Source organism: Streptomyces sp. NPDC021622 (assembly GCF_040640795.1).
Lineage (GTDB): Bacteria > Actinomycetota > Actinomycetes > Streptomycetales > Streptomycetaceae > Streptomyces.
Window position 1 is genome coordinate 1 of the sequence record NZ_JBFACK010000001.1, and the last position, 21,930, is coordinate 21,930.

Sequence of the window (21,930 nt, forward strand, 5' to 3'; positions counted from 1 at the left end):
CTGCCCACCCACCCCAACAGCAAGCCCCTCCAGCCCAGCCGCAGGCATCTCAGCCCGTCCGGCGATTGAGGACGAACTCGCCGAAGGCGGTGATCTACGGCCACCTCGCGGCCGGCGCAGCCGGAATTTCGGGAAGGGGCGGGCGTGGGGAAGAAGCCCCGCAGGGCTCGCCCCCGCCTACAGCAACCCCGCCCCCGCCAAGAACTTCCCCACCCGCTCAACCTCCCCGGAGGACAACGGCACCTGTGGCTCCGCAGTTGCCGCGCAAGCGATCACGCCCCGCAGCTGCAGCGCCGCCTTGAACGCGCCGAGCCCGGACGAGCTGCCGCCCATCCGGGCGGGGTCCCCCACCCGCACCATCCCGAAGAGACCGCACAGCCGCTCCTGCTCGGCCCGCGCCAACGCCCAGTCCCCTTCCCGGCAGTAGCGGTAAAGCCGCGCATACCCCCCGGGGTCGACATTGCCGAGCCCCGGCACCACCCCGTCCGCCCCCATCGAAAGCGCCGCGTCCACCGTCGTCTCCGACCCCGTCAGCACGCTGAACCCGCTCACATCACCTCGCGTCCGCGCGCCCAGAATCACCTCCCGGAACGCGCCCTCGTCCCCGCTGGAGTCCTTCAGACCGGCGAGCACCCCCTCCGCCGCCAGGCCGAGGACCAGCTCCGCGCCCAGCTTCGAATGGACGGCGACGGGCAAGTCGTACGCGAAGACCGGCACCGTCGACCCTGCGGCGATCAGCCGGAAGTGGCGGGCGATCTCCGCCGGGTGGGTGCGTGTGTAGAACGGAGCGGTCACCACCACCGCGTCCGCTCCCGCGTCCGTCACCGAACGGACGTGGTCGAGGACGCGGGGCGTTGCCGTGTCGATCACCCCTGCCAGGACGGGCAGTTGACCCCCGGCATGGCCCACCACCGTGTCGATGACCTTCCTCCGCTGCCGGTCCGTGAGGAACGCCACCTCGGATGTCGAGCCGAGTACGAAGAGTCCGTCGACACCCCCCGTCACGAGGTGGTCCACGAGCCTCACCAGCGACGACGTATCCACCTCACGGTCCGGTGTCAGTGGAGTACAGACGGGTGGAATCACACCGGTGAGTGGGGTGGGAATGGTCATTGAGGCTCCCTTGATGCTGTGTCCGTGGCGGCGGACTGGATGACGAGCTCGTGCGTGGACTGGCCGTCCCGCACGGGGTGGTGGCATCGGTAGCGGTGCCCGGACCCCTCCGTCGACGCGAAGTCCGGCATGGCGGCGGCGCAGCTCTCGTCCGCCTTCCAGCACCTCGTACGGAACGGGCAGCCGCTCGGCGGCCGGGTGGCCGACGGGACCGGGCCGACCAGCGGGATCGGGTCGATGGGGTCGAGCAGGCCGGGGGTCGCGGAGAAGAGCGCCCGTGTGTACGGGTGCCTGGCCCGGTCCAGGATCTCCTCGGCCGGGGATTCCTCCACGATTCTGCCCAGGTACATGGTGATCACCCGGTCGCTCATCCGGCGCACCGTCTGGATGTCGTGCGAGACGAACACCAGGGCGAGGCCGAGGCGCTCCTTCAGGTCGAGGAGGAGGTTGAGGATCTGGGCGCGTACGGAGACGTCGAGCGCGCTCGTCGGCTCGTCCGCGACCACCAGCTCCGGTTCGAGCGCCAGGGCACGGGCGATCGCCACGCGTTGGCGCTGGCCGCCCGACAGCTGTCCGGGCAGGCCGTCGGCGAGCACCTTCGGGAGGCCCACCAGCGACATCAACTCCCTTACCCGCTCCTCGCGTTGAGCGGACGTACCCATTCTGTGTACGTCCAAGGGATCCCGGAGGATCTGTCGTACCGGCAGTCTGCGGTTCAGTGCCGTCGAAGGGTCCTGGAAGATCATGCCGGTGTTCCGGCCGATCGCGGCGCGCCGCTCGGCGGGCTTCATCGTCCACAGGTCCCGGCCGCGGAAGGACACCGTGCCGGCCGTGGGGCGCTGCACCCCCACGAGCACCTTCGCCAGGGTCGACTTGCCGCAGCCCGACTCGCCGACGACGCCCACGGTCTCGCCGGGTGCGATGGTCAGGTCGGCGCCGGTCAGGGCGTACACCCGGTCCCGGGAGAACAGGCCGCCGGAGCGCGCCCGGTGCACGACATGCGCGTCGGAGAGGGAGATCAGGGAGTGAGGGGAGTCAGGGGAGTGAGGGGAGTCAGGGGAGTCGGGGGATGCGTCGGTCGGGGGCAGGGTCACTTCAGGGCCTCGCTTCCCCTGGGTTCCGGCACGCGCGGCGGTTCGACGGCCGGATGGTGGCAGGCGATGGAATGCCGTGCACCGCCCAGGAGTTCGGGCGCCGTCGTGCGGCACACCTCACTGGCGAGCGGGCACCGGTCGGCGAACCTGCACCCCGCGGGGAAGTCGGCGGGCGACGGGACGACGCCCTTGATCTGGGTGAGGCGCTGTGCCGCCGACTCCAGGGAGAGCACCGAGCCGAGCAGGCCGCGCGTGTAGTGGTGGGACGGCGACTCGACCAGGTCCGCCGTCACGCCCGTCTCGACGATCTGCCCGCCGTACATCACGACGACCCGGTCGGTGACGTCGGCGACGAGCGCCAGGTCGTGCGAGACGAGGATCAGCGCGAAGCCCAGTTCCTCGCGCAGCCGCAGGAGGAGCTGGATCACCTGGGCCTGGACGGTGACGTCCAGGGCCGTCGTCGGTTCGTCGGCGACGATCAGTTTCGGGTCGCGGGAGAGCGCCATCGCGATGAGTACGCGCTGGCGCTGGCCGCCCGACAGTTCGTGCGGATAGCTGCGCAGGGTGCGGTCCGGGTCCAGGCCCACCAGTTCGAGGAGTTCGACCGCCGTGCGGCGCCCTCCTCGCCGTACGACCTGTTTGAGCTGGGCGCGGACCGTCATCGCGGGGTTCAGGGACGACAGGGCGTCCTGGTAGATCATCGCCATGTCGTGGCCGAGCAGCCGCCTGCGGGTGCGCATCGGCATGCCGATCAACTGCTCGCCGTCGAAGGTGACTTGGCCGCCGATGCGGGCGCCCTTGGGCTCCAGGCCCATCACGGTCAGCGCGGTGAGCGACTTGCCGCAGCCCGACTCGCCCACCAGGCCGAGGACTTCGCCCGGCCGCACGTGGAAGCTGATGCCGTCGACGATGTCCACGCCGCCGTGCCGGGCGTCGAAGCCGATGGTGAGGTCGGAGACCGTCAGGACCGGTGGCCCCTCCGGCAGCGGTCGCGCGCGCGAGCGCAGCCGCTGTGCCGCCTCGGTCAGCCCCGGCAGCTCGAGGACCTTGCCGCTGCCCGGCTCGGGAGCTTCGATCTGGTCCTCCTTGCGGGCCGCGCCCGGCACGTCGCGGGTCGCGGGCGCCGCCCAGGCGTCCGATACGCCCTCGGAGAGGATGTTCAGGGCGAGGACCGTGATCAGCATGAGGAGGCCGGGGAAGACCGTCGCCCACCAGCCGCCGAGCAGCACCATGTTCTTGCCGTCGGCGATGACGCTGCCCCAGGACGGGTCCGGGGGCCGGACGCCGGCGCCGATGAAGGACAGCGAGGCCTCGAAGACGATGGCCTCGGCGACCTGCACCGTGCAGAACACCAGGATGGGGGCGGCGCAGTTGATGGCGACGTGCTTGACGAGGATGTGCGGGGTGCGGGCGCCGACGATGTGCTCGGCGACGACATAGTCCTCGCCGTACTGATCCATCACATTCGCGCGTACGACCCGTGCGATCGGTGGCGTGAACAGGAACGCGATGGCGCAGATCAGGACGAGGATGCCGCCCCCGAAGACCGCGACGAGCACGGCGGCGAGCGCGATCCCCGGGAACGCCATCACCACATCCAGGCACCGCATCAGCGTCTCGTCGACGGCCTTGCGCGAGGTCGCCGCGATCGCGCCGAGCACCGCGCCGACGATCAGGGCGAGGAGCGTCGCCCCGAGCCCGATCGCCAGGGACCAGCGTGCCCCGTACATCAGCCTGCTGAGGATGTCCCGGCCCAGGCTGTCCTGCCCCATCCAGTGGTCGCCGGACGGATGCCCGGTGCCGTCGACCTGCGGCTGCTGGTCGAGCGGGTCGTGCGGGGCGAGCAGCGGTGCGAAGAGCGCCACGAGCACGACGACGCCTACGACGCCGACCGCGAACCGGGAGAGCAGGGGCAGCCGGCGCAGGGACTTCAACCGGATGCCGGGCCGCGAGAGCCGCTCGGCCAGTGCCTTGCGCGACGTGATCATCAAGCGGCCCCCCTCAGGCGCGGATTGACGAGCAAGTGGAGGATGTCGAGGACGAGGTTCACGACCACGAACCCCACGGCGGTCGTGATGACCACGCCCTGCACGACGGCCGGGTCGCCGTTCTTCACGGCGTCGATCATCAGTTTCCCCATCCCCGGCAGCGAGAAGATCGTCTCGATGACGACCGCGCCGCCGAGCAGATAGCCGACGCGCAGGCCGAGCACGGTGAGCGGATTGATGAGCGCGTTGCGGAGCACATTGCGGCCGACGACCACGACCGGCGGCAGGCCGCTGCCGATCGCCGTGCGTACGTAGTCCTTGTCGAGCTCCTCGACCACGGCCGTACGGATGATGCGGGTGAGGCCGGCGGCCACGGGGAGGGAGAGCGCGAGGGCGGGCAGCGTCATGGACTTGAGCCAACCGGTAAAGGAATCACCGGGGTTGACGTATCCGCCGGTCGGAAACCAGCCCGCCTCCACCGCCAGATACTGGATCATGAGCAGTGCGAGCCAGAAGCCGGGCGCCGCCACACCGGTGAGCGAGACGACGCGGATCAGCTGGTCCGGCAGCCGGTCACGGTAGATCGCGGCGGTCACGCCGAGAAGCAGCGAGATGACGACGGCAATGCCGAGCCCCATGAAGGTCAGCTGCATGGTGAGCGGAAGCGCGGTGGTGACCTGGTCCACCACCGGTGAGCGGGTGAGCACGCTGATGCCCATGTCGCCCTGGGCCAGGTCGCCCACGAAGGCGACGTAGCGCACCGGCAGTGGATCGAGAAGACCGTTCTCCTCGCGGAACTGGTGCAGTTGCTCCTGGGTCGGATTGGCGCCCTGGAAGAAAGCCGAGGCCGGATCGACGTCCGAGAACCGCATCACGAGGAAGACGAACAGGACGATGCCGAGCAACAGCGGGACGAGGAGGGCGATGCGGCGGGCCAGGATTCTGACGATCGCGGTCACGTTCGTACGACTCCCAACGGTCTTACGGGCCGACAGGCGGGGCTAGTCGGCCCACTTGGCCTGGAGGAGATTGATCCCGGGGTAGGGCTGGGCCTTGATGCCGGTGAGCTTCTTCGGGTCCCAGGCGGTCATCAGCTCGTTGTGGACGACCGGATAGATCACCGCCTGCTCGGCGACGATGTCGATGTAGTCCTGCACCATGGCCTTCTTCTTGCCCGCGTCGGGCTCGCGCGTGGCCTGGTCCATGTCCTTGAAGAGCTTCTTGGCGGTGGAGTTGCCGGCCCAGCGGGCGTAGCCCATCCACAGGTTCTCGGGCCCGTAGTTGTAATGCATGATCAGATCGGCGTCGATCCCGAACTGATTGGGATTCGATGCGGCGGCGACGACCTGATAGTCCTTCTTCTGATCCATCTTGGTGAAGACGGCGGTCGTCTCCTGCGGATCGAGGGTGGTCTTCACGCCGATGGCGTCCCACGAGGCCTTGATGGTCGGAAGACAGTCGACGATCCAACTGACGTTCACAGCCATCAAATTGACGGAGAGATCCTTGACCCCGGCGTCCTCCAGAAGCTGCTTCGCCTTCTTCGGGTCGTACGCGTAGACCGTCTTGGCGGGCCGGTAGGCGGGATTGGACTCGTTGAGGAACGAAGTCGACGCCTTTCCATGCCCCTTGAGGGCGACCTCGATCATCTTCTCGGTGTCGATGGCATAGTGCAGCGCCTGTCGCACACGCACGTCGTCGAAGGGCTTGTGGGCGGTATTGAACATCAGGAACAGGTTGTTCATCCCTGCCCCGCCCTCGACGGTGAGCCCGCCCTTCTCCAGATGGCTGATGTTGGCGTACGGGATGTTGTCCGAGATCTCCGAGTCCGCGCTGCCGCCGGAGATCTTCGCGACGCGGGGTGCGGCGTCCACGATGGTCAGCCAGTTCATCTTCTTGAAGGCGGCTTTGCGGGGGCCGTTGTAGTCGTCGAATGCCTCGAAGGTGGTGTTGGACTTCGGGGCGTGCGAGGCCTGCTTGTACGGTCCCGAGCCGATCGCCTTGCCCTTGGTCGCCTCGTCCCAGGCGCCGGGCTTGGAGAAGACGTGCTTAGGCATGATCTTGGCGAGAGAGAGCCGGGCGATCCCATCAGGGAAGGGGAATTTCAGCGTCATCTCAACGCTCATCGCATCAACCTTCTTGACACCCTTGAGCCAGCTTTCGAAGAAGCCCTTGGCGAGGGTCTGCGTCTTCGGATCGAGGATCCGGTCGAAGACGAATACGACGTCATCGGCGGTGACGGGCTTCCCGTCGTGCCACTTGGCGCCCGCGCGCAGGGTGAACTTCCAGGTGGTCGCCTTGGGGTCGGTGGGGACCTCGGTGGCGAGGGCGGCGTACGGCTCGCGGGTGATGGGGTCGGTGCCGAGGAGACCCTCGTAGATGTGCTCGTTGCCGGCCATCGCGAACGCGGAGGCGGTCTGCGTCGGATCCCAACTGCCGTCGTTTCCATAGCCGATGACGGCGGTGAGGGTGGACCCGCCGCCCTTGTCACCGCCCCCGCCGGCCTCGTTGGTGGACTCGGGTCCCGACGAACAGGCGGAGAGCGTGGTGGTGATGGCCGTGGCGGCGCCAAGGGCACCCGTGTACTTGAGGAAGGAGCGGCGGTCGGGTGCGGGTTGGGTGGAGCCGATGCTGGTCTTCTGGTCGCTCACTGTGTCTCCCTTGCTCCTTGAGAGATCCCACGTCCTACGTCGTGGTGGCGTGGCGACCATAAGAGCGCCGCGAGGGCCGGTCAAGAGATCGCGCACTTATCGGATTGCGCGCCGATTCCGTGCCGCTTCGACGCTTGCGCAGATGATCTCGATCCGGAGGTGGGACGTGGGATGTCATCCGTGCCTACGATGTGCCGCATGCCTCAGGAGCCAGTCCGCGAGCGGCGCGTGGGCAGTCAAGTCCAGCGCGCTGTCATGCAGTTGATCCTCGACCGGAGACTTCGCCCGGGTGCGTCGCTGCCCACCGAGGCCGAACTGATGGAGGCCCTCGGTGTCAGCAGGAACTCGGTACGGGAGGCGCTGAAGGCGCTTCAGGCGCTGGACATAGTGGAGATCAGACACGGCTACGGCACGTACGTGGGCCAGGCTTCACTGACACCGCTCGCGGACGGCCTGACGTTCCGAACCCTGCTCCAACTCTCGGACGACACCCACGCACTGGCGGAAATCCTCCAACTCCGGGAGGTCCTGGAGGAAGGCCTGATACGCCGGGTCGCTTACCTCCTCACGGACGGCGAGCTGTCCGAACTGGAGGCACTGGTAGGAAAGATGGAGCAGGCGGCAGGCCAGGGAGCCGCCTTCCCCGACCTGGACCGCGAGTTCCACGAAACGCTGTACCGCTCCCTGGGCAACGAACTGGTGCCACAGCTCCTGACCGCGTTCTGGAACGTCTTCCACCGGGTGGCAGGCGTCCGAGGCTGGTCGAACGACCCCGCCCCGGAGCTGACGGTGAGCAGACACCGGGACATCGTGACGGCACTGCGGGCCCGCGACGTACCCCGGGCCCAGCGGGCGATGGCGGACCACTTCAGGGGGATCGAGGCGCGGGCGGGGCAGGGGTCCAGGGGGGTGGGGTGAGACTGTCCCTCATCAGGGTGAGGATGCCGAGTTCCACCTTGCCGTCGCACCTCTCTCGGGTTTAGTGAATGCTAAACTCGTGGAAGGGTCTGAGGAGTGGAAGAGCAGTGGGACGTCTACCTGACCAGTGAGGTGGATCAATGGCTGAACGACCTGGAGAAGGCGGACCCGGATTCGTACACGCTGGTCAACCAGGCCATCTGGATCCTCGCCTGCCACGGCCCGGCGGAGGGCCGGCCTTTGGTCGACCGGATCAAGGGCTCGGCGCTGCACAATCTCAAAGAGCTGCGGCCCGGCTCGGCGGGACGGAGCGAGGTGCGCGTCCTGTTCATGTTCGACCCCTGGCGTTCCTCGATCCTCCTGGTGGCCGGCGACAAGGCGGGCAGCTGGAGTACCTGGTACGACGAGGCGATTCCGTTGGCTGAGCGCCGGTACGCGGAGTACGTAGCCGACCGTGAGAGGGAGCTGGGGAAGTGAGCGGACACATCAAGTGGTCGGCCAGTGGGCACCGCGAGCGGGCGGAGGAGCTGTCGGGCGGCCGGGACGCGTTCCTCGACGGCGCCGAACGCATGCTCGCCGAGGCTCGCGCGTGGCGCCTGGCCGAGATGCGGCAGGAGCGCGGCTACACCCAGGCGCAGGTGGCCGAGCGCATGGGGGTCAGCAAGGGCAGGGTCTCCCAGATCGAGAGCGGTCAGGTGTCCGGCACGGATGTCGTGGCGCGCTATGTCGAGGCGCTGGGCGGCAGCCTGGTGATGGTCGCGGTGTTCGGGGACGGGGAGCTGCGGAAGGTTGGGTGAGGCGCCGTGCCCCTGTTGGCTTAGCCCTCGTCGCTCAATACCGGCGGTGTGTCCTGAGGGGAGGGGCGCTGGGTGACGCGGAGCCTTTCCCGCTCGATGTCCTTGATCTCGTGCAGCATGTCAGCAGGGTTCCTCATCAGCTTTGAACGGCTGCGCAACCTCCGGTGACGGACCCCGGACGGCTGCCGTCAGGGTCGGGTCGTGGGACAGGGCGACTGCCAGGGCGCGGAAGATGCGGACCTCCGGGTTGTCGTCGTTCGCGCGTACCGCCAGGTAGCTGCTCACCCATGGGGCGTCCAGGATCGGTACGAAGACCGCGCCCGGCCAGGCGTAGTAGCGGGCGAAGGACTTGAGGCCCGAGCCCGCCGCCGTGCCGGTGATCACTCCGGTCAGGACCTCCTGCGGGGTCACCGCGTACGCCGTGCTGCGGCGCCTGGCCTCGTCGTCGAAGTACAGGTAGTCCGTGAACGTGCGCGGCGTGTGGCCGGGGACGCGGATGAACGGGAGGTCGGCGATGTCGGCCACCGTCGCGCCGGTCAGGCGGGCGTCGGCCAGGGCGGAGCCCTCCGGAACGACCACGATGCGCTGCTCGGTCGTCAGGACGTCGGCGGTGATCCGTTCGTCGTCGGGGCCCGGGCGGACGAAGGCCACGTCCACACGGTCCTCCGTCAGGGCCGTGACGTGTTCCGTGAAGTCCAACTGGCGGATTTCGACGGCCACTTCGGGGCGTGCGCGGCGGAACGCGTTGATCGACGCAGGGGTCAGCTCCGCCGAGCCGTGGCCCATGATGCCGACCCGTAGCGGCCGCCCGGCGGGGGGCGTCGTCGCCTCGGCCATGTCGTCGAGCGCCGCGTTCGACGCGGCGAGCAGCACGCGCGCGTGCCCGGCCAGGCGGGTGCCCGCCGGGGTGGGGACCACGGGGCTGCCCGTGCGGTCGAGCAGCCGCGTGCCGAGTTCCGTCTCCAGGCGGCGGACGTGCTGCGTCACGGCCGGCGGGGAGAGGAAGAGGCGCCTTGCAGCCTGCCCGAAGTGACCCTCCTCGACCACCGCCAGGAACGACGACAGGAGTCGCAGGTCGAGGGGTGCGGAGGCCATGCGGACCAGCGTAAACGGGGTGACGGTGGGTGGCCGCACGGCATTTACGAATCGTGAACGCAGGCGGCGGGCGGGCGCCTGGCAGCCATAGAACTGGGCCTCATGAGCACCACCGCCACGCATCTCGCCCCGACGGAACAGCCATCCCCGCCCGCCCCGAGCCACGGACTCCGGACGGGCTGGATCATGATGGCCTCCGGCTGGAGCGCCAACCAGTTCTCCGCCCTCCTCGGCTCCTACCGCTCCGAGCTCGGCTTCTCCGAGTCGGCGGTGACCGGCCTCTTCGCCCTGTACGTCATCGGCCTCATCCCCGGCCTCCTGGTCGGCGGACCGCTGGCGGACCGCATCGGCCGCCGCCCGGTCGCCCTGACCGCGCTGGCCCTGAACCTCGTTTCCACCGGCTTGCTGATGCTGGGCGCGGGGGCCACCGCGTGGGTGCCGCCGGGTCGCTTTCTGACGGGCGCCAGCGCGGGTGCGTTGCTCGCGGCGGGCAGCGCGTGGATCAAGGAACTCTCTTCTCCGCCGTACGTCGCCGAGGGCGCCCCCGCGTCCATGGCCTCCCGCCGGGCGGGCCTCTTCGTGTCGGCGGGCTTCGCGTCGGGCGGTCTCGCGGCGGCGCTGATCGCGGAGTGGGCACCGCATCCGCTGATCACGGCGTATCTGCCCCACGCGCTGCTGGCGGCGGGCGCCGGTCTGGCGGCACGACGATCCCCGGAGACCGTTCCCGCCGGTATGAGCCGCCCGGCTGGTCTGAGCCGCACCGCCGGTGTGAGCAGCCCCGCCGGTCTGAGCCGCCCCGCCGTTCCGCGCCGCCTGGCTGGTTTGAGCCGCCTTGCCGGTCTGAGCCGCCCGGCCGGTCAGAGCAACCCCGCCGTTCCGCACCGCCCCGCCGTCCCCGCCGCCCCCGCCGTCCCCGCCGCGCCGAGCCCACCGGACGACGCCGCTCGCCCCGGAAAGCACTTCCGGCGGGCCGTTCTCCCGTTGGCCCCCTGGATTTTCGCCGCCCCCGCGACCGGGTTCGTCACGCTCCCCGCCCTGGTCCACGGCAGCCTCGTCTACACCGGCGTGGCCACCGCCGTCGTCCCCGGCGCCGGTCTGCTGATCCAGCCGGCGGCCCGTCGCCTGGCGGCGAGGCACCGGCTGGCCACGGCGGTGGCCGCGCTGACGGCCATCACGGCGGGCCTCGCCCTGGCCGTACCGGCGGTGAAGGCCGACCAGCAGCTCCTCGCCCTCGCGGCCGCGGCGATACTCGGCGCGGGATACGGCCTGGCCCTCACCCACGGTCTCACCGAGGTCACGGCCATTGCCCCGCCCCGGCGCCTGGCCCGCATCACCGCGTACTTCTGGACGGTGGCGTACGTCGGCATGTTCACCCCGTACGCGTTCACGCTCCTGTCCGGCCCCGGCGCGCTCTCCCCGCCCGTGATCCTCACGGGCATGGCGGCACTCGCGGCCCTCACCTGCGGGCTGCTCATCGCCCTCAACTTCCGTACCGGACCGCGCTAGGCCTTCAGCGCTTACCTTCTGGTCAGCCACTCGCCGAACGTCCGGCGGCGGGGCTTTACCACCACTCGGCCGTGGGTCTTGGTGCCTGCCAGTTGTACTCGCAGCGTGACCGGTACTTCGGGGGACGGCGGGGCCTTGCGGTACTTGATTTTGCTGAAGACCAGTTGCAGGTCGTCCGCGTCGATCACGATGCCCGGCCGCGTGATCAGGGTCAGCGTCTTCCCCGCCGCTTCCATCTCGATCCGCAGGGTGTCGTGCGTGATCACGGCCTCGGTGAAGTCGAGTGTCACGTCGCACCAGTACACCGAGAGCTCCAGCTTCCGCGGCACCACCCACCGGCCCACGCGCTCGATCGCGCCGCTGTGGACCTGCTGGATCCGGACCACGTCCTTGGCCTCTGCTGCAGCCGCGCCGGGCAAGTCCGCGGTGAGCGCGGTCAGTTCGCCGATGGTCCGGGCCGACAGGGCGGTCTCCAGGCGTTCGTCCAGTTCGGCCGCGGTCAGCAGGCCGTCCCCCGCCGCCACACGCAGTACGTCCACCACCCGGTCCCGGTCCGCGTGAGAGGCACGCAGCTCGGGCGACGAGCCGTCGCCGGAGTGCTTTCCGGTGGGCGAAGTCTCTCCCGGCATGCTGCCCTTCCGTCCCGGTCCTGGTCCTGGTCCTGTCGAACGTCGTTGGGGACTAACGTTATATCGCGACATGCGGTGCGGCCAGGGGCTCTTAAGGGAGCCTGCGTACGTAGCGAATGCCCGGGCGGCCGTCCAGGTCCACGTCCAGTTCGCCCGTCGCCATGAAGCCCGTGCGCGTCAGCACCGTCTGCGAGCCGGGGTTGTCGAGAGTCGTCTCCGCCCGCAGCTCGCGCAGGCCGTACTCCTCGGCCGCCCGCACGCACACCTGGCGTACCGCGCGCGTCGCCAGGCCCCGGCCCGCCGCGCTCTCCGCCATGCGGTAGCCCAGCTCCGCCGCGCCGTCCGGTGTCACGTCGATCAGGTTGACCCGGCCGAGGATCTCGCCGCCGTCTCCCACCAGTACGTGGAAGTGGCAGACCCCTGCTGTTTGTTCGGCGAGGAGAGATGCGTGGCGGGTCTCGAAATCAGTGAAGTAGGCGTCGCCCCGGTCGGGGACCGACTTGGCGAAGTACGCGCGGTTCTCCTGCTCGAAGGCGAGCAGGGCCGGGGCATGGTCGGCGCGTAGGCGCTGGAGTTCGGGCATGCGCGAACGCTAGCCCCGGCCGCCCTCCTGCCGCACCGGGAAATACTGGCGCGGCGTCAGACCCACGATGCGGTGGAACGCCGCCACGAACGAACTCGCCGACGCATAGCCGACCCGCGCCGCCACCGCCTCGATCGTCATGCCGTCCGCAAGCAGTGGCATCGCCGCCTGCATCCGAAGGCGCTCCCGCCACTGGCCGAACGCCAGGCCCGTGTCGGACGAGAAGGCGCGGGCGAGCGTGCGGGCGCTCGCGCCGACCGTCCGGCCCCATGCCTCCAGTGGGCGGCCGTCCGACGGGTCGGCCGCCAGGGCTCTCGCCACCTCCCTCGCCCGTGGGTCCTTCGGTTCCGTCACGGAGATGCTCGTCACCGGGACGGGGTGGAGCACGTCGAGCAGGACCCGCTCCGCGCGCGCCCGTGCGGCCACGTCCAGATCCGTGCGGAGCAAGTGGTCGATCAGGGCGCGCAGGAGCGGGCCCGCCGCAAGCACCGTCGGCTCCGTCCACGACGCCGCCGCGGGGCAGCTCGCCGGTTCGATGTACGGGCTGCGCATCACCGTGTCGCCCGCCGCCTCCGTCGCGTGCGGCAGCCCCGCGGGGATCCACAGCGCGAGCGTGGGCGGCAGCAGCCAGGAGCCGGTCGCGGTTCTGATGCGGAGCAATCCCCTTGCGGACCAGGCGAGTTGATGCAGCGGGTGGTGGTGTGTGGCGAAGCGCAGACCGCGCGGCATCGTGAAGTCGCCCACGAAGATCGCCGTCAGCCCTTGACGGGAGTGTCCGGTCTGCGACATGGGACGGCAGCCTAGCCCGTGTCGGACACCTCGGGCCCGGACCTAGCGTCGTCGTATGCCGATGAACCGAGCACACCGCAAGCTGTGCAGCTCCCAGGAATGGGCCGAGGCCGTGAAGGACCGCCTTCTTCCCTGGGCCCTGGAAGACGTCGAACTCGGCGAGGACGTCGTGGAGATCGGCCCGGGATACGGGGCCAATCTGCGCGTACTCGTCGACCAGGTGCCCCACCTCACCGCCGTCGAGATCGACGGCGACACGGCAGGACTGCTGCAGCGCCAGTGGGGCGACCGGGCCCGCATCCTGCACGCCGACGGCTCCGACATGCCGCTCCCTGACGACACCTACTCGTCCGTCGTCTGCTTCACGATGCTGCACCACGTGCCCACCGACGCACTCCAGGACCGCATCTTCGCCGAGGCGTTCCGCGTACTGCGGCCCGGCGGCGTCTTCGCGGGCAGCGACAGCCAGCCCAGCCTGCGCTTCCGGCTGCTGCACTTCCGCGACACGATGAACACCGTGGCCCCGGCCGGCCTCCCCGCGCGCCTGACGGCTGCCGGATTCACGGAGCCGCTCGTGGACCGCCACCCGGAGAGCGGCGGCCTGCGCTTCCGGGCGCGCAAGCCCTGACATCGCGACTATGCGTCCTTGTCGCCCAGGTCCAACCGGTACTGGAGCACGTCACGGGCGCACGAAAGGAGACGGCGGTTGTGGCTGTAGGCGTAGGCGCGCAGGCGGATCAGCGCCTGCGCGCAGGGGATCTCCAGCTGCGCGGCGAGCATGCCGGTCGCCTGGTGGACCTCCGCGAAGTGCAGGCAGGTCTCGTCCAGGAGCAGACCGGAGGAGGGGAGTGGACGGGCGCTGAGCGTGATGACGACCTGCGAGAGGGTGTCCGCCAGCGCGAACGCGCCCGCGAGCTGATCGGTGCCGAGCGGCCCCGGCGTGGTGCGGTGCCCGGTCAGCGCCCCCAGCGCGATCACCCCGATCCGCAGCGGGAACGCGAACACGGCCGCTACGCCCAACTCCTCGACGGCGTACGGCAGTCCGGGCCAGCGCACGGCCGCGAAGCCCGTCGCATCGCCCAGATCGGGCATCAGGAGCAGCGCGCCGTCGGCGGCGGCGTCCCGGCTCGGCCCGTGCCCCTGGGTGAGTTGTAGATCCTCCAGCGCACCGGTGCGTACGCCGAAGGACTGCACCAGCTCCGGGGTGCTGCCCTCGTGGGCGAGCAGCAGCGCGAGACCGTCGAGGCCCAGCGCTTCAGAGCACGCCTGCAGGGGCAGCGGGGCAAGCCCCGGACCCGAGTGAGTGTGCAGTGCCCGCAGATACGACGCCATCGCGCGCATCGGCACCGCTCTCACCTCTCATCGTCCGGGGTCCAGCAGCACGGGGTCGGCCGTGCCCTCCAGGACCTGCCGGGCGATGTCGGTCAGCCGCGCGTTGTGACTGCGCGCGTACTGACGCAGCACCGTGAACGCCTCCTCCACCCCGGTCCTGCGGCGGTGGGCGAGATACCCCTTGGCCTGCTCGATCACGATCCGGCTGTCCAGGGCCGACTGAAGTTGCGCGGTCACCACCATCTGCTCGCTCACCGCCCGCTGTTGCAGCACGCCGATGGTCGCGGTGTCCGCGAGCGCCTGGCCGAGCCGCAGCTGGGGCGCTTCCAGCGGGCCGGGTTCGCTCCGGAACAGGTTCAGCGCGCCGATGACTTGGTCGTGCAGCCGTAACGGGGCCGCGACCACCGACGTCAGCCCCAACTCCACGGCGTACGGCGCGAATCGGGGCCACCGCTTGCGGGCCTTGTCGGTGTCCAGCGGCACGTCCGGCACCTGGAGGCCGCCGAGCACACAGTCCCGGCACGGCCCCTCGTCCCACTCGATGCCGTTCATCTCCAGCATGCGGGTCTGCTCGTCCGAAGCGGCGGCGTCCACCACCTGGCCGTCCGGCGTGGTCAGCAGCACCCCGGCCGCGGACACGTCCAGGAGATCTACGCAGTGCTCGGCGAGTGTGTGCAGGAACCCGATGACGTCGAAGTCGCGTACGAGGGTGTCGGCGAGGTCGACGAACGCGGCCGAGAGTCGTTCCTCACGGGGAGGGCTGGACATGCCCCGCTCACCTCCAGAGGCCTGGGAGTCATCCCGCTCGCTGCCCCGCGACAAACGCGGACCAGGCTTCGGGGCGGATGAATAGGGCGGGACCCTGGGGGTTCTTGCTGTCGCGGACGGGGACTATGCCGGGGACTCCGTCGGCTACTTCGACACAGCTGCCGCCCTCGCCGTTGCTGTAGCTGCTCTTGCGCCACTGGGCGGCGCCCACGAAGTCGCAGGCGACCTCGATGCAGTCGCCGCCGTTGCCGTCGCTGTACGTGCTCTTGCGCCACCGGGCGTTGCTCAGGTCGTACTCGGGCATCTTCTGAAATCCTCAGCCGCCGACTCGATCAGGGCCAGGGACGCCGCCGGCGGCGACGCGGCGGCCCTGAGTAGATCGTATGCGTCCTGGGAGCGCTTAACCAGCGCTGGATCGTCCAGTAGTTCCCCCGAAAACACCGCCTCTGTATAGGCGGTTGGGGGAGCATCATCGAACTCCATCAGCTTCAGCGTCCCGGTGGGGAGAGGGCAGGCCCCTGCCGAGAATGGGAGCACTTGCACCACCACGCTGAAGCCGCGGGCGAGGGATGCGATGTGCTCCAACTGCTCGGCCATGACCGCGGAGCCTCCGACCGGCACGCGCAGGACGCACTCGTGCAGAATGGCCCAATACACAGGGCGTGTAGCGTCCTTGAGGATGCCGCTGCGCTCCATCCGCGCGACCACCTTGTCCTCGACGTAGTCGACCGACTTGAACGGGTTCGTGGCCCGGGTGATCGACCGCGCGTATGCGGCAGTCTGCAGCAGGCCCGGCGCGACCGTGGGAGCGAACTCGCAGATCTTCGTCGCCAGACGCTCCAACTCCACGACCGCCGCAAAGTAATCCGCGTACCGCTTGTCATCGATCAGCTTCCGGCACATCCGCTCGAAAATACCGTCGGATTGCAGGACCTCGTCGATCCTCTCCGCCACATCCAACTGTGGCTTACGAATTGCCTGTTCGAATTGGCCGATGTATCCGCCGGATACGAAAACCCGTACCCCCAGCGCCGACTGGGTTAGCCCCGCGTCTTCGCGGCGCCGCTTCAACTCCGCTCCGAAGAACTCCCATGCCGCCTGCCTCGAACCATTGGCCATGGCCAACCCCCAGTCTCTGCCCCGCAGTTGTAGGAGACAGACTCCTGTCGATTGTAGGCGGATGCCGTCACCGTAGGGATGCGAAGAGTGAGATCCGACGGCAAAGGGGAACCACCCGATGGCTGAGAACAGGACACATGCGCCGGTCTGTGTCGAAGAGGCGGAGGAAACGATGAAAGAATTGCGCGCCGCACTCCAGCGAGCGGGAATTACGTTGCCGTCATTGCGGATCGACCCCACATCTTTGGCCCGTGAAGCGCCCTGCCCGCTCATTGAATTGGGCGGCTGTCGCGTCGACATGGCGGCCAGGCTGGCCGCCGCTCTGGGGGTCGCGCCATGAACGCCAACGCGCTCCCCATCGGTACGTACGCCGTGGACACCCGCACCGGGCAGGTCGGCAGAGTCATGGGCCACGAAGGCCCCTACATCCAGCTGCGCCCCTTCGGCGGCGGCAGGGAGTGGGACTGCGCCCCCGACGCGCTGCGCACCGCCACCACATCCGAACGCCTCCGCGCCGCGACGGCGTATGCGAACGCCCGAAGCCGGGGCGAAGTGCCGTGACGTAGGGTGCGGGCGCATGGCGATATGGAGGAAGTGGAGCAGGCCGAAGACCGAGTCCAAGTACCCGGCGCGGCTCACCATGCACCAGCTCTGGATGGTGTCGCTGAGCGCGCCGGTCAGCAGGGACAAGGACGCCTCGCGTACGACGCTGTATCCGTTCACCCGCATCGATGACGCCAAGGCCGAGGCCTGGCTGGCCCAGCAGTGGGAGATCACCGCGCCCGAGCAGCTGCTCGGGCGCCTGGGCCGCCTCGCGAACACCGGGTACCGGGCGATGGCCCAGCGGCGTCTGGGCGTCGCCCCGCTCGCTTGGGATGTCGCGCTGTACGTGGACATCTCACGGCGCGGCTTCGCCTGCGGCATGCTGACCGAGCCCGACACCTGGACGCTGCTCAAGAACATCGTCCCGGCGGTGGCCGGAACGTACGCGTCCTGGCAGGAGTACGCGGACCACTACCTCCTGGGCAGGCAGGTGTGGCGGGAGAACCTGGAGGCCGCCCGCGGTGACGGCGAGGGCCTCCCCGCCCCGCAGGCGGTGTCGGACGCCCACCTCCGGTCCCTCCTGGACCCGGCGAACCGCACGAGCCCGTGGAACCTGGCCCCCTGGGAAGCGATCAGCAACCCGGACAGGCAGCGCCGCGGCCGCTAGTGCTGCTGCGGCTTGGCGGGAGTCGCCTCGCTCGGCCGCACGATGACGTACCCCTCGCCCTGAAGCATCAGCTGGACGGCCTCCCCGGATCCACCCCTGATCATCGAACCGATCGACTGCGAACGGTGCAGCGAGGTGTCGAGTCCTGCGGTCCAGCCGACGACCGCGTCCGTGTCGACGTACACCGGCTGCTGCGGCGAGACGGGGATGACGAGCGGATTGCCCTCGCAGACGAGGCCGAGGCGGCCCGCTCCCGTGAAGACACTGTTGAACAGCCCGCCGCCGGTGACGCCGGCGCCCTTCACGGTCTTGATCTCGTAGGAGAGCGTCGCGTCGAAGCACAGGACGTTGCGGCCGTTGACGGTGAGGGCGTCGCCCGGCTCGATGTCGACGATGAAGCAGTTCTGCGCCTCGTGCGCGAACCACGCCTCGCCCTGGCCGCGCACGGCCATGAGCGGCAGCCCCTCACCGGTGACCGCCCGCTTGAGCATGCCGCCCATGCCCTGGCCCTTGCGCTCGAACTGCAGGCTGCCGCGGTAGGCGATCATCGCGCCCTGCCGCGCGTGCATCTCGCCGTTCACCGCGTACTTGATCGACTTGGCGTTCTGCAGGGTCATCCCCGGGACGGTGGACGGCTGCACCATGTGCTCGGTGGAGAACAGGTCACTCTTCATGCGGGCAGTTTGTCAGGTGTGGGCGGTTGTGCCAGGGGTTGGGGTGCAACAGTCTTGCGGCAATGGGCAGTTGACACCCATCACGGCCCCGCGTCATCGTCACGCCGATGGAGAGCATGGAGCTGACCGCCACTGAGGCGCGCGTGTGGCAGGCGTACGCGCGCGGCCGCACCGTCGACCTCCGTCCGACGGACGGTGCCGCCGCCGACTCCGGGGCGCAGTGGGGGCCCGAACGGACCGTGCGCGCCGAGGTGCTCCGCGCGCTGCTCCTGGAGGCGCCACGCCAGGCGGGCGAGACACCGCTGCTCCGGCTCACCGGTGCGCGGATCAGCGGGCGACTCGACCTCCAGTACGCCGAGGTGGCGGCGCCCGTCCATCTGTGGGCCTGCTACTTCGACGAGGAACTCGACCTGTACGGGGCGCAGCTGCGGCAGCTGTACCTGGGCCGGTCCGTGCTGCCCGGCCTGCACGCCGTCGCCCTGCGCGTCGACGGCTCGCTGCGTATGAGCGGGTGCCGGGTGCGGGGCCCCGTCCGGCTCGGCGGCGCGCGGATCTCGGGGGCGGTCTTCCTCGACGGGGCGGAACTGGGCGAGGAGGGCGTGGAGCTCACCGAGCCGATCCTCGCGTTCAACCGCGTCACCGTCGACGGCGACCTCCAGGCCGACAAGGGCTTCACCGCGCACGGCCTGGTCCGCCTGGCGGGTTCCGTCATCGCCGGGAACATCACGTTCGACGACGCGGTGCTCAGCAACCCGGGCGGCACGGCTCTGCACGCGTCGAACCTCAGTGGGACCGATCTGAACGCCATGCGCCTCACCGCGCACGGCCGGATCAACATGCCCGGCGCCCGCTTCCCCGGCCAGCTCAACTTCGAGGGCGCCCGGCTCTCCAACCCGGGCGGCACGGCCCTGCGCGCCGGCGGCGTCGTCGGGGGTTCGCTCTATCTGGACCAGGCAGCGCCCATCGAGGGTGCCGTCACCCTGCGCGGCTGCCAGCTCGAACTCCTGGACATCGCCCCGGAGACATGGCCGGACGAGGTCCGCCTCGACGGTCTGACGTACGTGAGGCTCGGCCCGCACGAACCGGCCGAGCGCCGGCTCCAGGTCCTGGAGCGGGACGTCGACGGCTACGTCCCGTACGCCTACGAGCAACTCACCGCCGCGTACCGCCGCATAGGCGACGACGCGGCCGCCCGTACCGTCCAGCTCGCCAAACTGCGCCGCCACCGCGGGACACTCTCCTGGTGGGCCAGGGCCTGGGGGTACCTCCAGGACTTCACCGTCGGCTACGGCTTCCGGCCCGCGCGCGCCGCCCTGTGGCTGCTCTCGCTGCTCCTTGTCGGCTCCGTGACGTACGCACTGCACCACCCGCGCGCACTGAAGCCGGCCGAGGCACCCGACTTCGACCCGTTCTTCTACACGCTCGATCTGCTGCTCCCCATCATCGGCTTCGGCCAGGAGCAGGCGTATGCGGCAGAGGGCGCGTACCAGTCGCTCTCGTACGCCTTGATCGTCATGGGCTGGACCCTGGCGACGACGATCGCGGCGGGCGTCACCCGGGCCATCAGCCGCCAGTAGGCTTCGGCACGTCAGCCGTACCAGGTGATGTTGCAGACGCAGACGCACTCGTGGCGCGGTACCGGCAGCCCCAGCGCGGCGAGTTCCGTGGCGAGACGCTCGACCTCGGCCACAACTCCGGGAGGGAACCCGTCCGTGAGGTACTCCTCGCTCGGGTTCCAGTCCCAGGCCCACTCGCTCACAGACCGGCCTCCGCTTCCGCGGCCTCCCGGATCTGATGCCGCTCGATCGCGATGAACACGGCCCACGAGTGGACAAAGGCCCGGAGCGGGGCGAGGCTCTGCGTCTGCTGTGCGCTCACGGAGTCCTCCGGTGCGGGTGGGGCGGGTCTTCGTACGCTACCGGTCCACCCGAGGAGGCAGGCCGCATACGCGGCGAACCGAAACCGGGGTGGGGAACCCGGGGCCGCCGCCCCGGTGACGTACGCGAGAATGAACCCATGAGCCTGTTCCGTGATGACGGCATCGTGCTGCGCACCCAGAAGCTGGGTGAGGCGGACCGCATCATCACGCTGCTCACGCGCGGTCACGGACGTGTGCGGGCCGTTGCCCGTGGTGTGCGGCGGACCAAGTCCAAGTTCGGGGCGCGGCTCGAGCCGTTCTCCCATGTCGACGTGCAGTTCTTCGCGCGCGGCAGTGAACTCATCGGGCGCGGGCTTCCGTTGTGCACGCAGAGTGAGACCATCGCTCCGTACGGTGGCGGGATCGTGACCGACTATGCGCGGTACACCGCGGGTACGGCGATGCTCGAGACCGCCGAGCGGTTCACCGATCATGAGGGTGAGCCCGCCGTGCAGCAGTATCTGCTGCTGGTGGGCGGGCTTCGTACCCTCGCCCGCGGTGAGCACGAGCCGCATCTCATCCTCGACGCGTTCCTGCTTCGCTCCCTCGCCGTGAACGGCTACGCGCCGAGCTTCACGGACTGCGCGAAGTGCGGCATGCCGGGACCCAACCGCTTCTTCTCGGTCGCGGCGGGCGGCTCGATCTGCGTCGACTGCCGGGTGCCCGGCAGCGTCGTACCGTCGGCGGAGGCGCTCGCGCTGCTCGGCGCGCTGCTCACCGGCGACTGGGACACGGCGGACGCGTGTGAGGCGCGGCACGCCAGGGAGGGCAGCGGACTTGTTTCCGCCTATCTGCATTGGCACTTGGAGCGCGGACTGCGTTCACTGCGGTACGTAGAGAAGAACTGAAGCTAGCTAGGAGAGAGCCCCCCATGGCAGTGTCACGACGCGGAATCCTCGGGCGGTCCCGCCGTGAGTACAAGACCCCCGAGCCGCACCCCACGGGTGTCAAGCCGCCGAAGATCCCCGGCGAGTTGGTGCCGAAGCATGTCGCCATCGTCATGGACGGCAACGGACGGTGGGCCAAGGAGCGCGGCCTGCCGCGCACCGAGGGGCACAAGGTCGGCGCCGAGCGCGTCCTGGACGTGCTGCAGGGCGGCATCGAGATGGGTGTCGGGGCGATCTCGCTCTACGCCTTCTCCACCGAGAACTGGAAGCGGTCCCCGGATGAAGTGAAGTTCCTCATGAACTTCAACCGCGACTTCATCCGCAAGACCCGCGACCAGCTCGACGAGCTCGGCATCCGGGTGCGCTGGGTGGGCCGCATGCCCAAGCTGTGGAAGTCGGTCGCCAAGGAGCTGGAGATCTCCCAGGAGCAGACCAAGGGCAATGACAAGCTGACTCTGTACTTCTGCATGAATTACGGCGGGCGGGCCGAGATTGCCGATGCCGCGCAGGCGCTCGCCGAAGACGTGAAGGCGGGGCGGCTCGACCCGTCGAAGGTGAGCGAGAAGACCTTCGCCAAGTATCTGTACTACCCGGACATGCCGGACGTCGACCTCTTCCTGCGGCCCAGCGGCGAGCAGCGCACCTCCAACTATCTGCTGTGGCAGAGCGCTTACGCCGAGATGGTCTTCCAGGACGTGCTGTGGCCGGACTTCGACCGTCGTGATCTGTGGCGCGCCTGCCTCGAATACGCCTCGCGGGACCGCCGCTTCGGCGGGGCGATCCCGAACGAGCAGCAGATCGCCGAGAGTTAGGCGTCCCTGTATGTGCGAGGGGCCCGCACCGTCGTGCTGACGGTGCG

General features: G+C 69.5%; 27 protein-coding genes. 11 read left to right on the forward strand and 16 right to left on the reverse strand.

Annotation, left to right across the window (positions count from 1 at the left end; all coding sequences use genetic code 11):
• Nucleotides 1–177 precede the first annotated feature (177 nt).
• From AB0G47_RS00005 to AB0G47_RS00025, 5 genes are all read right to left on the reverse strand, one after another.
• The gene (locus AB0G47_RS00005) at nt 178–1,113 is read right to left on the reverse strand and encodes a dihydrodipicolinate synthase family protein (RefSeq protein ID WP_360762142.1); all 936 of its coding nucleotides are present in this window, start codon (nt 1,111–1,113) and stop codon (nt 178–180) included.
• Nucleotides 1,110–2,132: an ABC transporter ATP-binding protein gene (locus tag AB0G47_RS00010; RefSeq protein ID WP_360763864.1), complete on the reverse strand. Its 1,023-nt coding sequence runs from the start codon at nt 2,130–2,132 to the stop codon at nt 1,110–1,112. Before AB0G47_RS00010 ends, AB0G47_RS00005 begins: the two co-directional genes overlap by 4 nt.
• A 71-nt stretch (nt 2,133–2,203) precedes the next feature.
• Nucleotides 2,204–4,195: a dipeptide/oligopeptide/nickel ABC transporter permease/ATP-binding protein gene (locus tag AB0G47_RS00015; RefSeq protein WP_360762145.1), complete on the reverse strand. Its 1,992-nt coding sequence runs from the start codon at nt 4,193–4,195 to the stop codon at nt 2,204–2,206.
• Nucleotides 4,195–5,154: an ABC transporter permease gene (locus AB0G47_RS00020; RefSeq protein ID WP_360762148.1), complete on the reverse strand. Its 960-nt coding sequence runs from the start codon at nt 5,152–5,154 to the stop codon at nt 4,195–4,197. Before AB0G47_RS00020 ends, AB0G47_RS00015 begins: the two co-directional genes overlap by 1 nt.
• Nucleotides 5,155–5,196: 42 nt before the next feature.
• Nucleotides 5,197–6,846 carry an ABC transporter substrate-binding protein gene (locus AB0G47_RS00025; RefSeq protein ID WP_360762151.1) on the reverse strand — a complete coding sequence of 550 codons (1,650 nt, stop codon included), beginning with the start codon at nt 6,844–6,846 and terminating at the stop codon, nt 5,197–5,199.
• A 189-nt stretch (nt 6,847–7,035) separates the two neighbouring features.
• Between AB0G47_RS00025 and AB0G47_RS00030 the strand changes: the two genes are divergently transcribed.
• From AB0G47_RS00030 to AB0G47_RS00040, 3 genes are all read left to right on the forward strand, one after another.
• Complete coding sequence (locus AB0G47_RS00030) at nt 7,036–7,764, forward strand: FadR/GntR family transcriptional regulator (RefSeq protein ID WP_360763866.1); 729 nt, start codon at nt 7,036–7,038, stop codon at nt 7,762–7,764.
• 96 nt (nt 7,765–7,860) lie between these two features.
• A complete protein-coding gene (locus tag AB0G47_RS00035; RefSeq protein WP_360762154.1) occupies nt 7,861–8,241 on the forward strand; it encodes a type II toxin-antitoxin system RelE/ParE family toxin in 381 nt (126 codons plus the stop codon).
• The gene (locus AB0G47_RS00040; RefSeq protein WP_360762157.1) at nt 8,238–8,561 is read left to right on the forward strand and encodes a helix-turn-helix transcriptional regulator; all 324 of its coding nucleotides are present in this window, start codon (nt 8,238–8,240) and stop codon (nt 8,559–8,561) included. Before AB0G47_RS00035 ends, AB0G47_RS00040 begins: the two co-directional genes overlap by 4 nt.
• A 120-nt stretch (nt 8,562–8,681) precedes the next feature.
• On the opposite strand, the gene AB0G47_RS00045 is transcribed toward AB0G47_RS00040, so the two are convergent.
• A complete protein-coding gene (locus tag AB0G47_RS00045) occupies nt 8,682–9,656 on the reverse strand; it encodes a LysR family transcriptional regulator (protein ID WP_360762160.1) in 975 nt (324 codons plus the stop codon).
• A gap of 102 nt (nt 9,657–9,758) precedes the next feature.
• Between AB0G47_RS00045 and AB0G47_RS00050 the strand changes: the two genes are divergently transcribed.
• A complete protein-coding gene (locus AB0G47_RS00050) occupies nt 9,759–11,162 on the forward strand; it encodes an MFS transporter (protein ID WP_360762163.1) in 1,404 nt (467 codons plus the stop codon).
• A gap of 11 nt (nt 11,163–11,173) precedes the next feature.
• Here AB0G47_RS00050 and AB0G47_RS00055 read toward each other — a convergent pair whose 3' ends face one another.
• From AB0G47_RS00055 to AB0G47_RS00065, 3 genes are all read right to left on the reverse strand, one after another.
• Entirely contained in the window at nt 11,174–11,791 is a 618-nt protein-coding gene (locus AB0G47_RS00055; protein ID WP_360762166.1) for a DUF1707 domain-containing protein, read from the reverse strand.
• Between the two features lie 91 nt (nt 11,792–11,882).
• Nucleotides 11,883–12,374, reverse strand: a complete 492-nt coding sequence (locus tag AB0G47_RS00060) for a GNAT family N-acetyltransferase (RefSeq protein WP_360762169.1) — start codon at nt 12,372–12,374, stop codon at nt 11,883–11,885.
• Between the two features lie 9 nt (nt 12,375–12,383).
• Nucleotides 12,384–13,163: a helix-turn-helix transcriptional regulator gene (locus AB0G47_RS00065; RefSeq protein ID WP_360762172.1), complete on the reverse strand. Its 780-nt coding sequence runs from the start codon at nt 13,161–13,163 to the stop codon at nt 12,384–12,386.
• 55 nt (nt 13,164–13,218) lie between these two features.
• Between AB0G47_RS00065 and AB0G47_RS00070 the strand changes: the two genes are divergently transcribed.
• A complete protein-coding gene (locus tag AB0G47_RS00070; RefSeq protein ID WP_360762175.1) occupies nt 13,219–13,791 on the forward strand; it encodes a class I SAM-dependent methyltransferase in 573 nt (190 codons plus the stop codon).
• A gap of 8 nt (nt 13,792–13,799) precedes the next feature.
• Here AB0G47_RS00070 and AB0G47_RS00075 read toward each other — a convergent pair whose 3' ends face one another.
• The 4 genes from AB0G47_RS00075 to AB0G47_RS00090 are packed head-to-tail and all read right to left on the reverse strand — an operon-like array spanning nt 13,800 to nt 16,382.
• Nucleotides 13,800–14,510 carry an ANTAR domain-containing protein gene (locus AB0G47_RS00075; RefSeq protein WP_360762177.1) on the reverse strand — a complete coding sequence of 237 codons (711 nt, stop codon included), beginning with the start codon at nt 14,508–14,510 and terminating at the stop codon, nt 13,800–13,802.
• A gap of 12 nt (nt 14,511–14,522) precedes the next feature.
• Nucleotides 14,523–15,263 carry a GAF and ANTAR domain-containing protein gene (locus AB0G47_RS00080; RefSeq protein WP_360762179.1) on the reverse strand — a complete coding sequence of 247 codons (741 nt, stop codon included), beginning with the start codon at nt 15,261–15,263 and terminating at the stop codon, nt 14,523–14,525.
• Nucleotides 15,264–15,291: 28 nt separating this feature from the next.
• A complete protein-coding gene (locus tag AB0G47_RS00085) occupies nt 15,292–15,567 on the reverse strand; it encodes a DUF397 domain-containing protein (protein ID WP_360762182.1) in 276 nt (91 codons plus the stop codon).
• Nucleotides 15,549–16,382: a helix-turn-helix transcriptional regulator gene (locus AB0G47_RS00090; RefSeq protein ID WP_360762185.1), complete on the reverse strand. Its 834-nt coding sequence runs from the start codon at nt 16,380–16,382 to the stop codon at nt 15,549–15,551. The genes AB0G47_RS00085 and AB0G47_RS00090 overlap by 19 nt, the downstream gene beginning before the upstream one ends.
• 118 nt (nt 16,383–16,500) lie before the next feature.
• On the opposite strand from AB0G47_RS00090, the gene AB0G47_RS00095 reads away from it, so the two are divergent.
• The 3 genes from AB0G47_RS00095 to AB0G47_RS00105 are packed head-to-tail and all read left to right on the forward strand — an operon-like array spanning nt 16,501 to nt 17,592.
• The gene (locus AB0G47_RS00095) at nt 16,501–16,722 is read left to right on the forward strand and encodes a hypothetical protein (RefSeq protein ID WP_360762188.1); all 222 of its coding nucleotides are present in this window, start codon (nt 16,501–16,503) and stop codon (nt 16,720–16,722) included.
• A complete protein-coding gene (locus AB0G47_RS00100; protein ID WP_266867174.1) occupies nt 16,719–16,943 on the forward strand; it encodes a hypothetical protein in 225 nt (74 codons plus the stop codon). Before AB0G47_RS00095 ends, AB0G47_RS00100 begins: the two co-directional genes overlap by 4 nt.
• A 16-nt stretch (nt 16,944–16,959) precedes the next feature.
• Nucleotides 16,960–17,592 (forward strand): DUF1266 domain-containing protein, encoded by a 633-nt coding sequence (locus AB0G47_RS00105; RefSeq protein WP_360762191.1) that lies wholly within the window; start codon nt 16,960–16,962, stop codon nt 17,590–17,592.
• Here the strand turns inward: AB0G47_RS00105 and AB0G47_RS00110 are convergent.
• Entirely contained in the window at nt 17,589–18,266 is a 678-nt protein-coding gene (locus AB0G47_RS00110) for an AIM24 family protein (protein WP_360762194.1), read from the reverse strand. The two genes, AB0G47_RS00105 and AB0G47_RS00110, sit on opposite strands and share 4 nt — an antisense overlap.
• Nucleotides 18,267–18,373: 107 nt before the next feature.
• Here AB0G47_RS00110 and AB0G47_RS00115 point away from each other — a divergent pair, with 107 nt between their 5' ends.
• The gene (locus tag AB0G47_RS00115) at nt 18,374–19,843 is read left to right on the forward strand and encodes a membrane-associated oxidoreductase (protein ID WP_360762197.1); all 1,470 of its coding nucleotides are present in this window, start codon (nt 18,374–18,376) and stop codon (nt 19,841–19,843) included.
• A gap of 11 nt (nt 19,844–19,854) precedes the next feature.
• On the opposite strand, the gene AB0G47_RS00120 is transcribed toward AB0G47_RS00115, so the two are convergent.
• Together AB0G47_RS00120 and AB0G47_RS00125 are read right to left on the reverse strand one after the other, a co-directional pair.
• Nucleotides 19,855–20,025 carry a hypothetical protein gene (locus AB0G47_RS00120; protein WP_360762200.1) on the reverse strand — a complete coding sequence of 57 codons (171 nt, stop codon included), beginning with the start codon at nt 20,023–20,025 and terminating at the stop codon, nt 19,855–19,857.
• Nucleotides 20,022–20,144, reverse strand: coding sequence for a hypothetical protein (locus AB0G47_RS00125; protein WP_360762203.1), 123 nt, complete (start codon nt 20,142–20,144; stop codon nt 20,022–20,024). Before AB0G47_RS00125 ends, AB0G47_RS00120 begins: the two co-directional genes overlap by 4 nt.
• Before the next feature lie 138 nt (nt 20,145–20,282).
• On the opposite strand from AB0G47_RS00125, the gene recO reads away from it, so the two are divergent.
• Together recO and AB0G47_RS00135 are read left to right on the forward strand one after the other, a co-directional pair.
• Nucleotides 20,283–21,032, forward strand: coding sequence for a DNA repair protein RecO (gene recO / locus AB0G47_RS00130; protein WP_360762206.1), 750 nt, complete (start codon nt 20,283–20,285; stop codon nt 21,030–21,032).
• Between the two features lie 23 nt (nt 21,033–21,055).
• Nucleotides 21,056–21,883 carry an isoprenyl transferase gene (locus tag AB0G47_RS00135; protein ID WP_360762209.1) on the forward strand — a complete coding sequence of 276 codons (828 nt, stop codon included), beginning with the start codon at nt 21,056–21,058 and terminating at the stop codon, nt 21,881–21,883.
• The last annotated feature ends 47 nt before the right edge of the window (nt 21,884–21,930 follow it).

Excerpts from the sequence above, each read along its gene's own strand:
- AB0G47_RS00095 (WP_360762188.1), top strand. The coding sequence starts at position 16,501 with ATGGCTGAGAACAGGACACATGCGCCGGTCTGTGTCGAAGAGGCGGAG.
- AB0G47_RS00060 (WP_360762169.1), bottom strand. The coding sequence starts at position 12,374 with ATGCCCGAACTCCAGCGCCTACGCGCCGACCATGCCCCGGCCCTGCTC.
- AB0G47_RS00015 (WP_360762145.1), bottom strand. The coding sequence starts at position 4,195 with ATGATCACGTCGCGCAAGGCACTGGCCGAGCGGCTCTCGCGGCCCGGC.
- AB0G47_RS00050 (WP_360762163.1), top strand. The coding sequence starts at position 9,759 with ATGAGCACCACCGCCACGCATCTCGCCCCGACGGAACAGCCATCCCCG.
- AB0G47_RS00005 (WP_360762142.1), bottom strand. The coding sequence starts at position 1,113 with ATGACCATTCCCACCCCACTCACCGGTGTGATTCCACCCGTCTGTACT.
- recO (WP_360762206.1), top strand. The coding sequence starts at position 20,283 with ATGAGCCTGTTCCGTGATGACGGCATCGTGCTGCGCACCCAGAAGCTG.
- AB0G47_RS00065 (WP_360762172.1), bottom strand. The coding sequence starts at position 13,163 with ATGTCGCAGACCGGACACTCCCGTCAAGGGCTGACGGCGATCTTCGTG.
- AB0G47_RS00080 (WP_360762179.1), bottom strand. The coding sequence starts at position 15,263 with ATGTCCAGCCCTCCCCGTGAGGAACGACTCTCGGCCGCGTTCGTCGAC.
- AB0G47_RS00085 (WP_360762182.1), bottom strand. The coding sequence starts at position 15,567 with ATGCCCGAGTACGACCTGAGCAACGCCCGGTGGCGCAAGAGCACGTAC.
- AB0G47_RS00090 (WP_360762185.1), bottom strand. The coding sequence starts at position 16,382 with ATGGCCAATGGTTCGAGGCAGGCGGCATGGGAGTTCTTCGGAGCGGAG.
- AB0G47_RS00135 (WP_360762209.1), top strand. The coding sequence starts at position 21,056 with ATGGCAGTGTCACGACGCGGAATCCTCGGGCGGTCCCGCCGTGAGTAC.
- AB0G47_RS00055 (WP_360762166.1), bottom strand. The coding sequence starts at position 11,791 with ATGCCGGGAGAGACTTCGCCCACCGGAAAGCACTCCGGCGACGGCTCG.
- AB0G47_RS00070 (WP_360762175.1), top strand. The coding sequence starts at position 13,219 with ATGCCGATGAACCGAGCACACCGCAAGCTGTGCAGCTCCCAGGAATGG.
- AB0G47_RS00045 (WP_360762160.1), bottom strand. The coding sequence starts at position 9,656 with ATGGCCTCCGCACCCCTCGACCTGCGACTCCTGTCGTCGTTCCTGGCG.
- AB0G47_RS00110 (WP_360762194.1), bottom strand. The coding sequence starts at position 18,266 with ATGAAGAGTGACCTGTTCTCCACCGAGCACATGGTGCAGCCGTCCACC.
- AB0G47_RS00105 (WP_360762191.1), top strand. The coding sequence starts at position 16,960 with ATGGCGATATGGAGGAAGTGGAGCAGGCCGAAGACCGAGTCCAAGTAC.
- AB0G47_RS00115 (WP_360762197.1), top strand. The coding sequence starts at position 18,374 with ATGGAGAGCATGGAGCTGACCGCCACTGAGGCGCGCGTGTGGCAGGCG.
- AB0G47_RS00030 (WP_360763866.1), top strand. The coding sequence starts at position 7,036 with ATGTGCCGCATGCCTCAGGAGCCAGTCCGCGAGCGGCGCGTGGGCAGT.
- AB0G47_RS00100 (WP_266867174.1), top strand. The coding sequence starts at position 16,719 with ATGAACGCCAACGCGCTCCCCATCGGTACGTACGCCGTGGACACCCGC.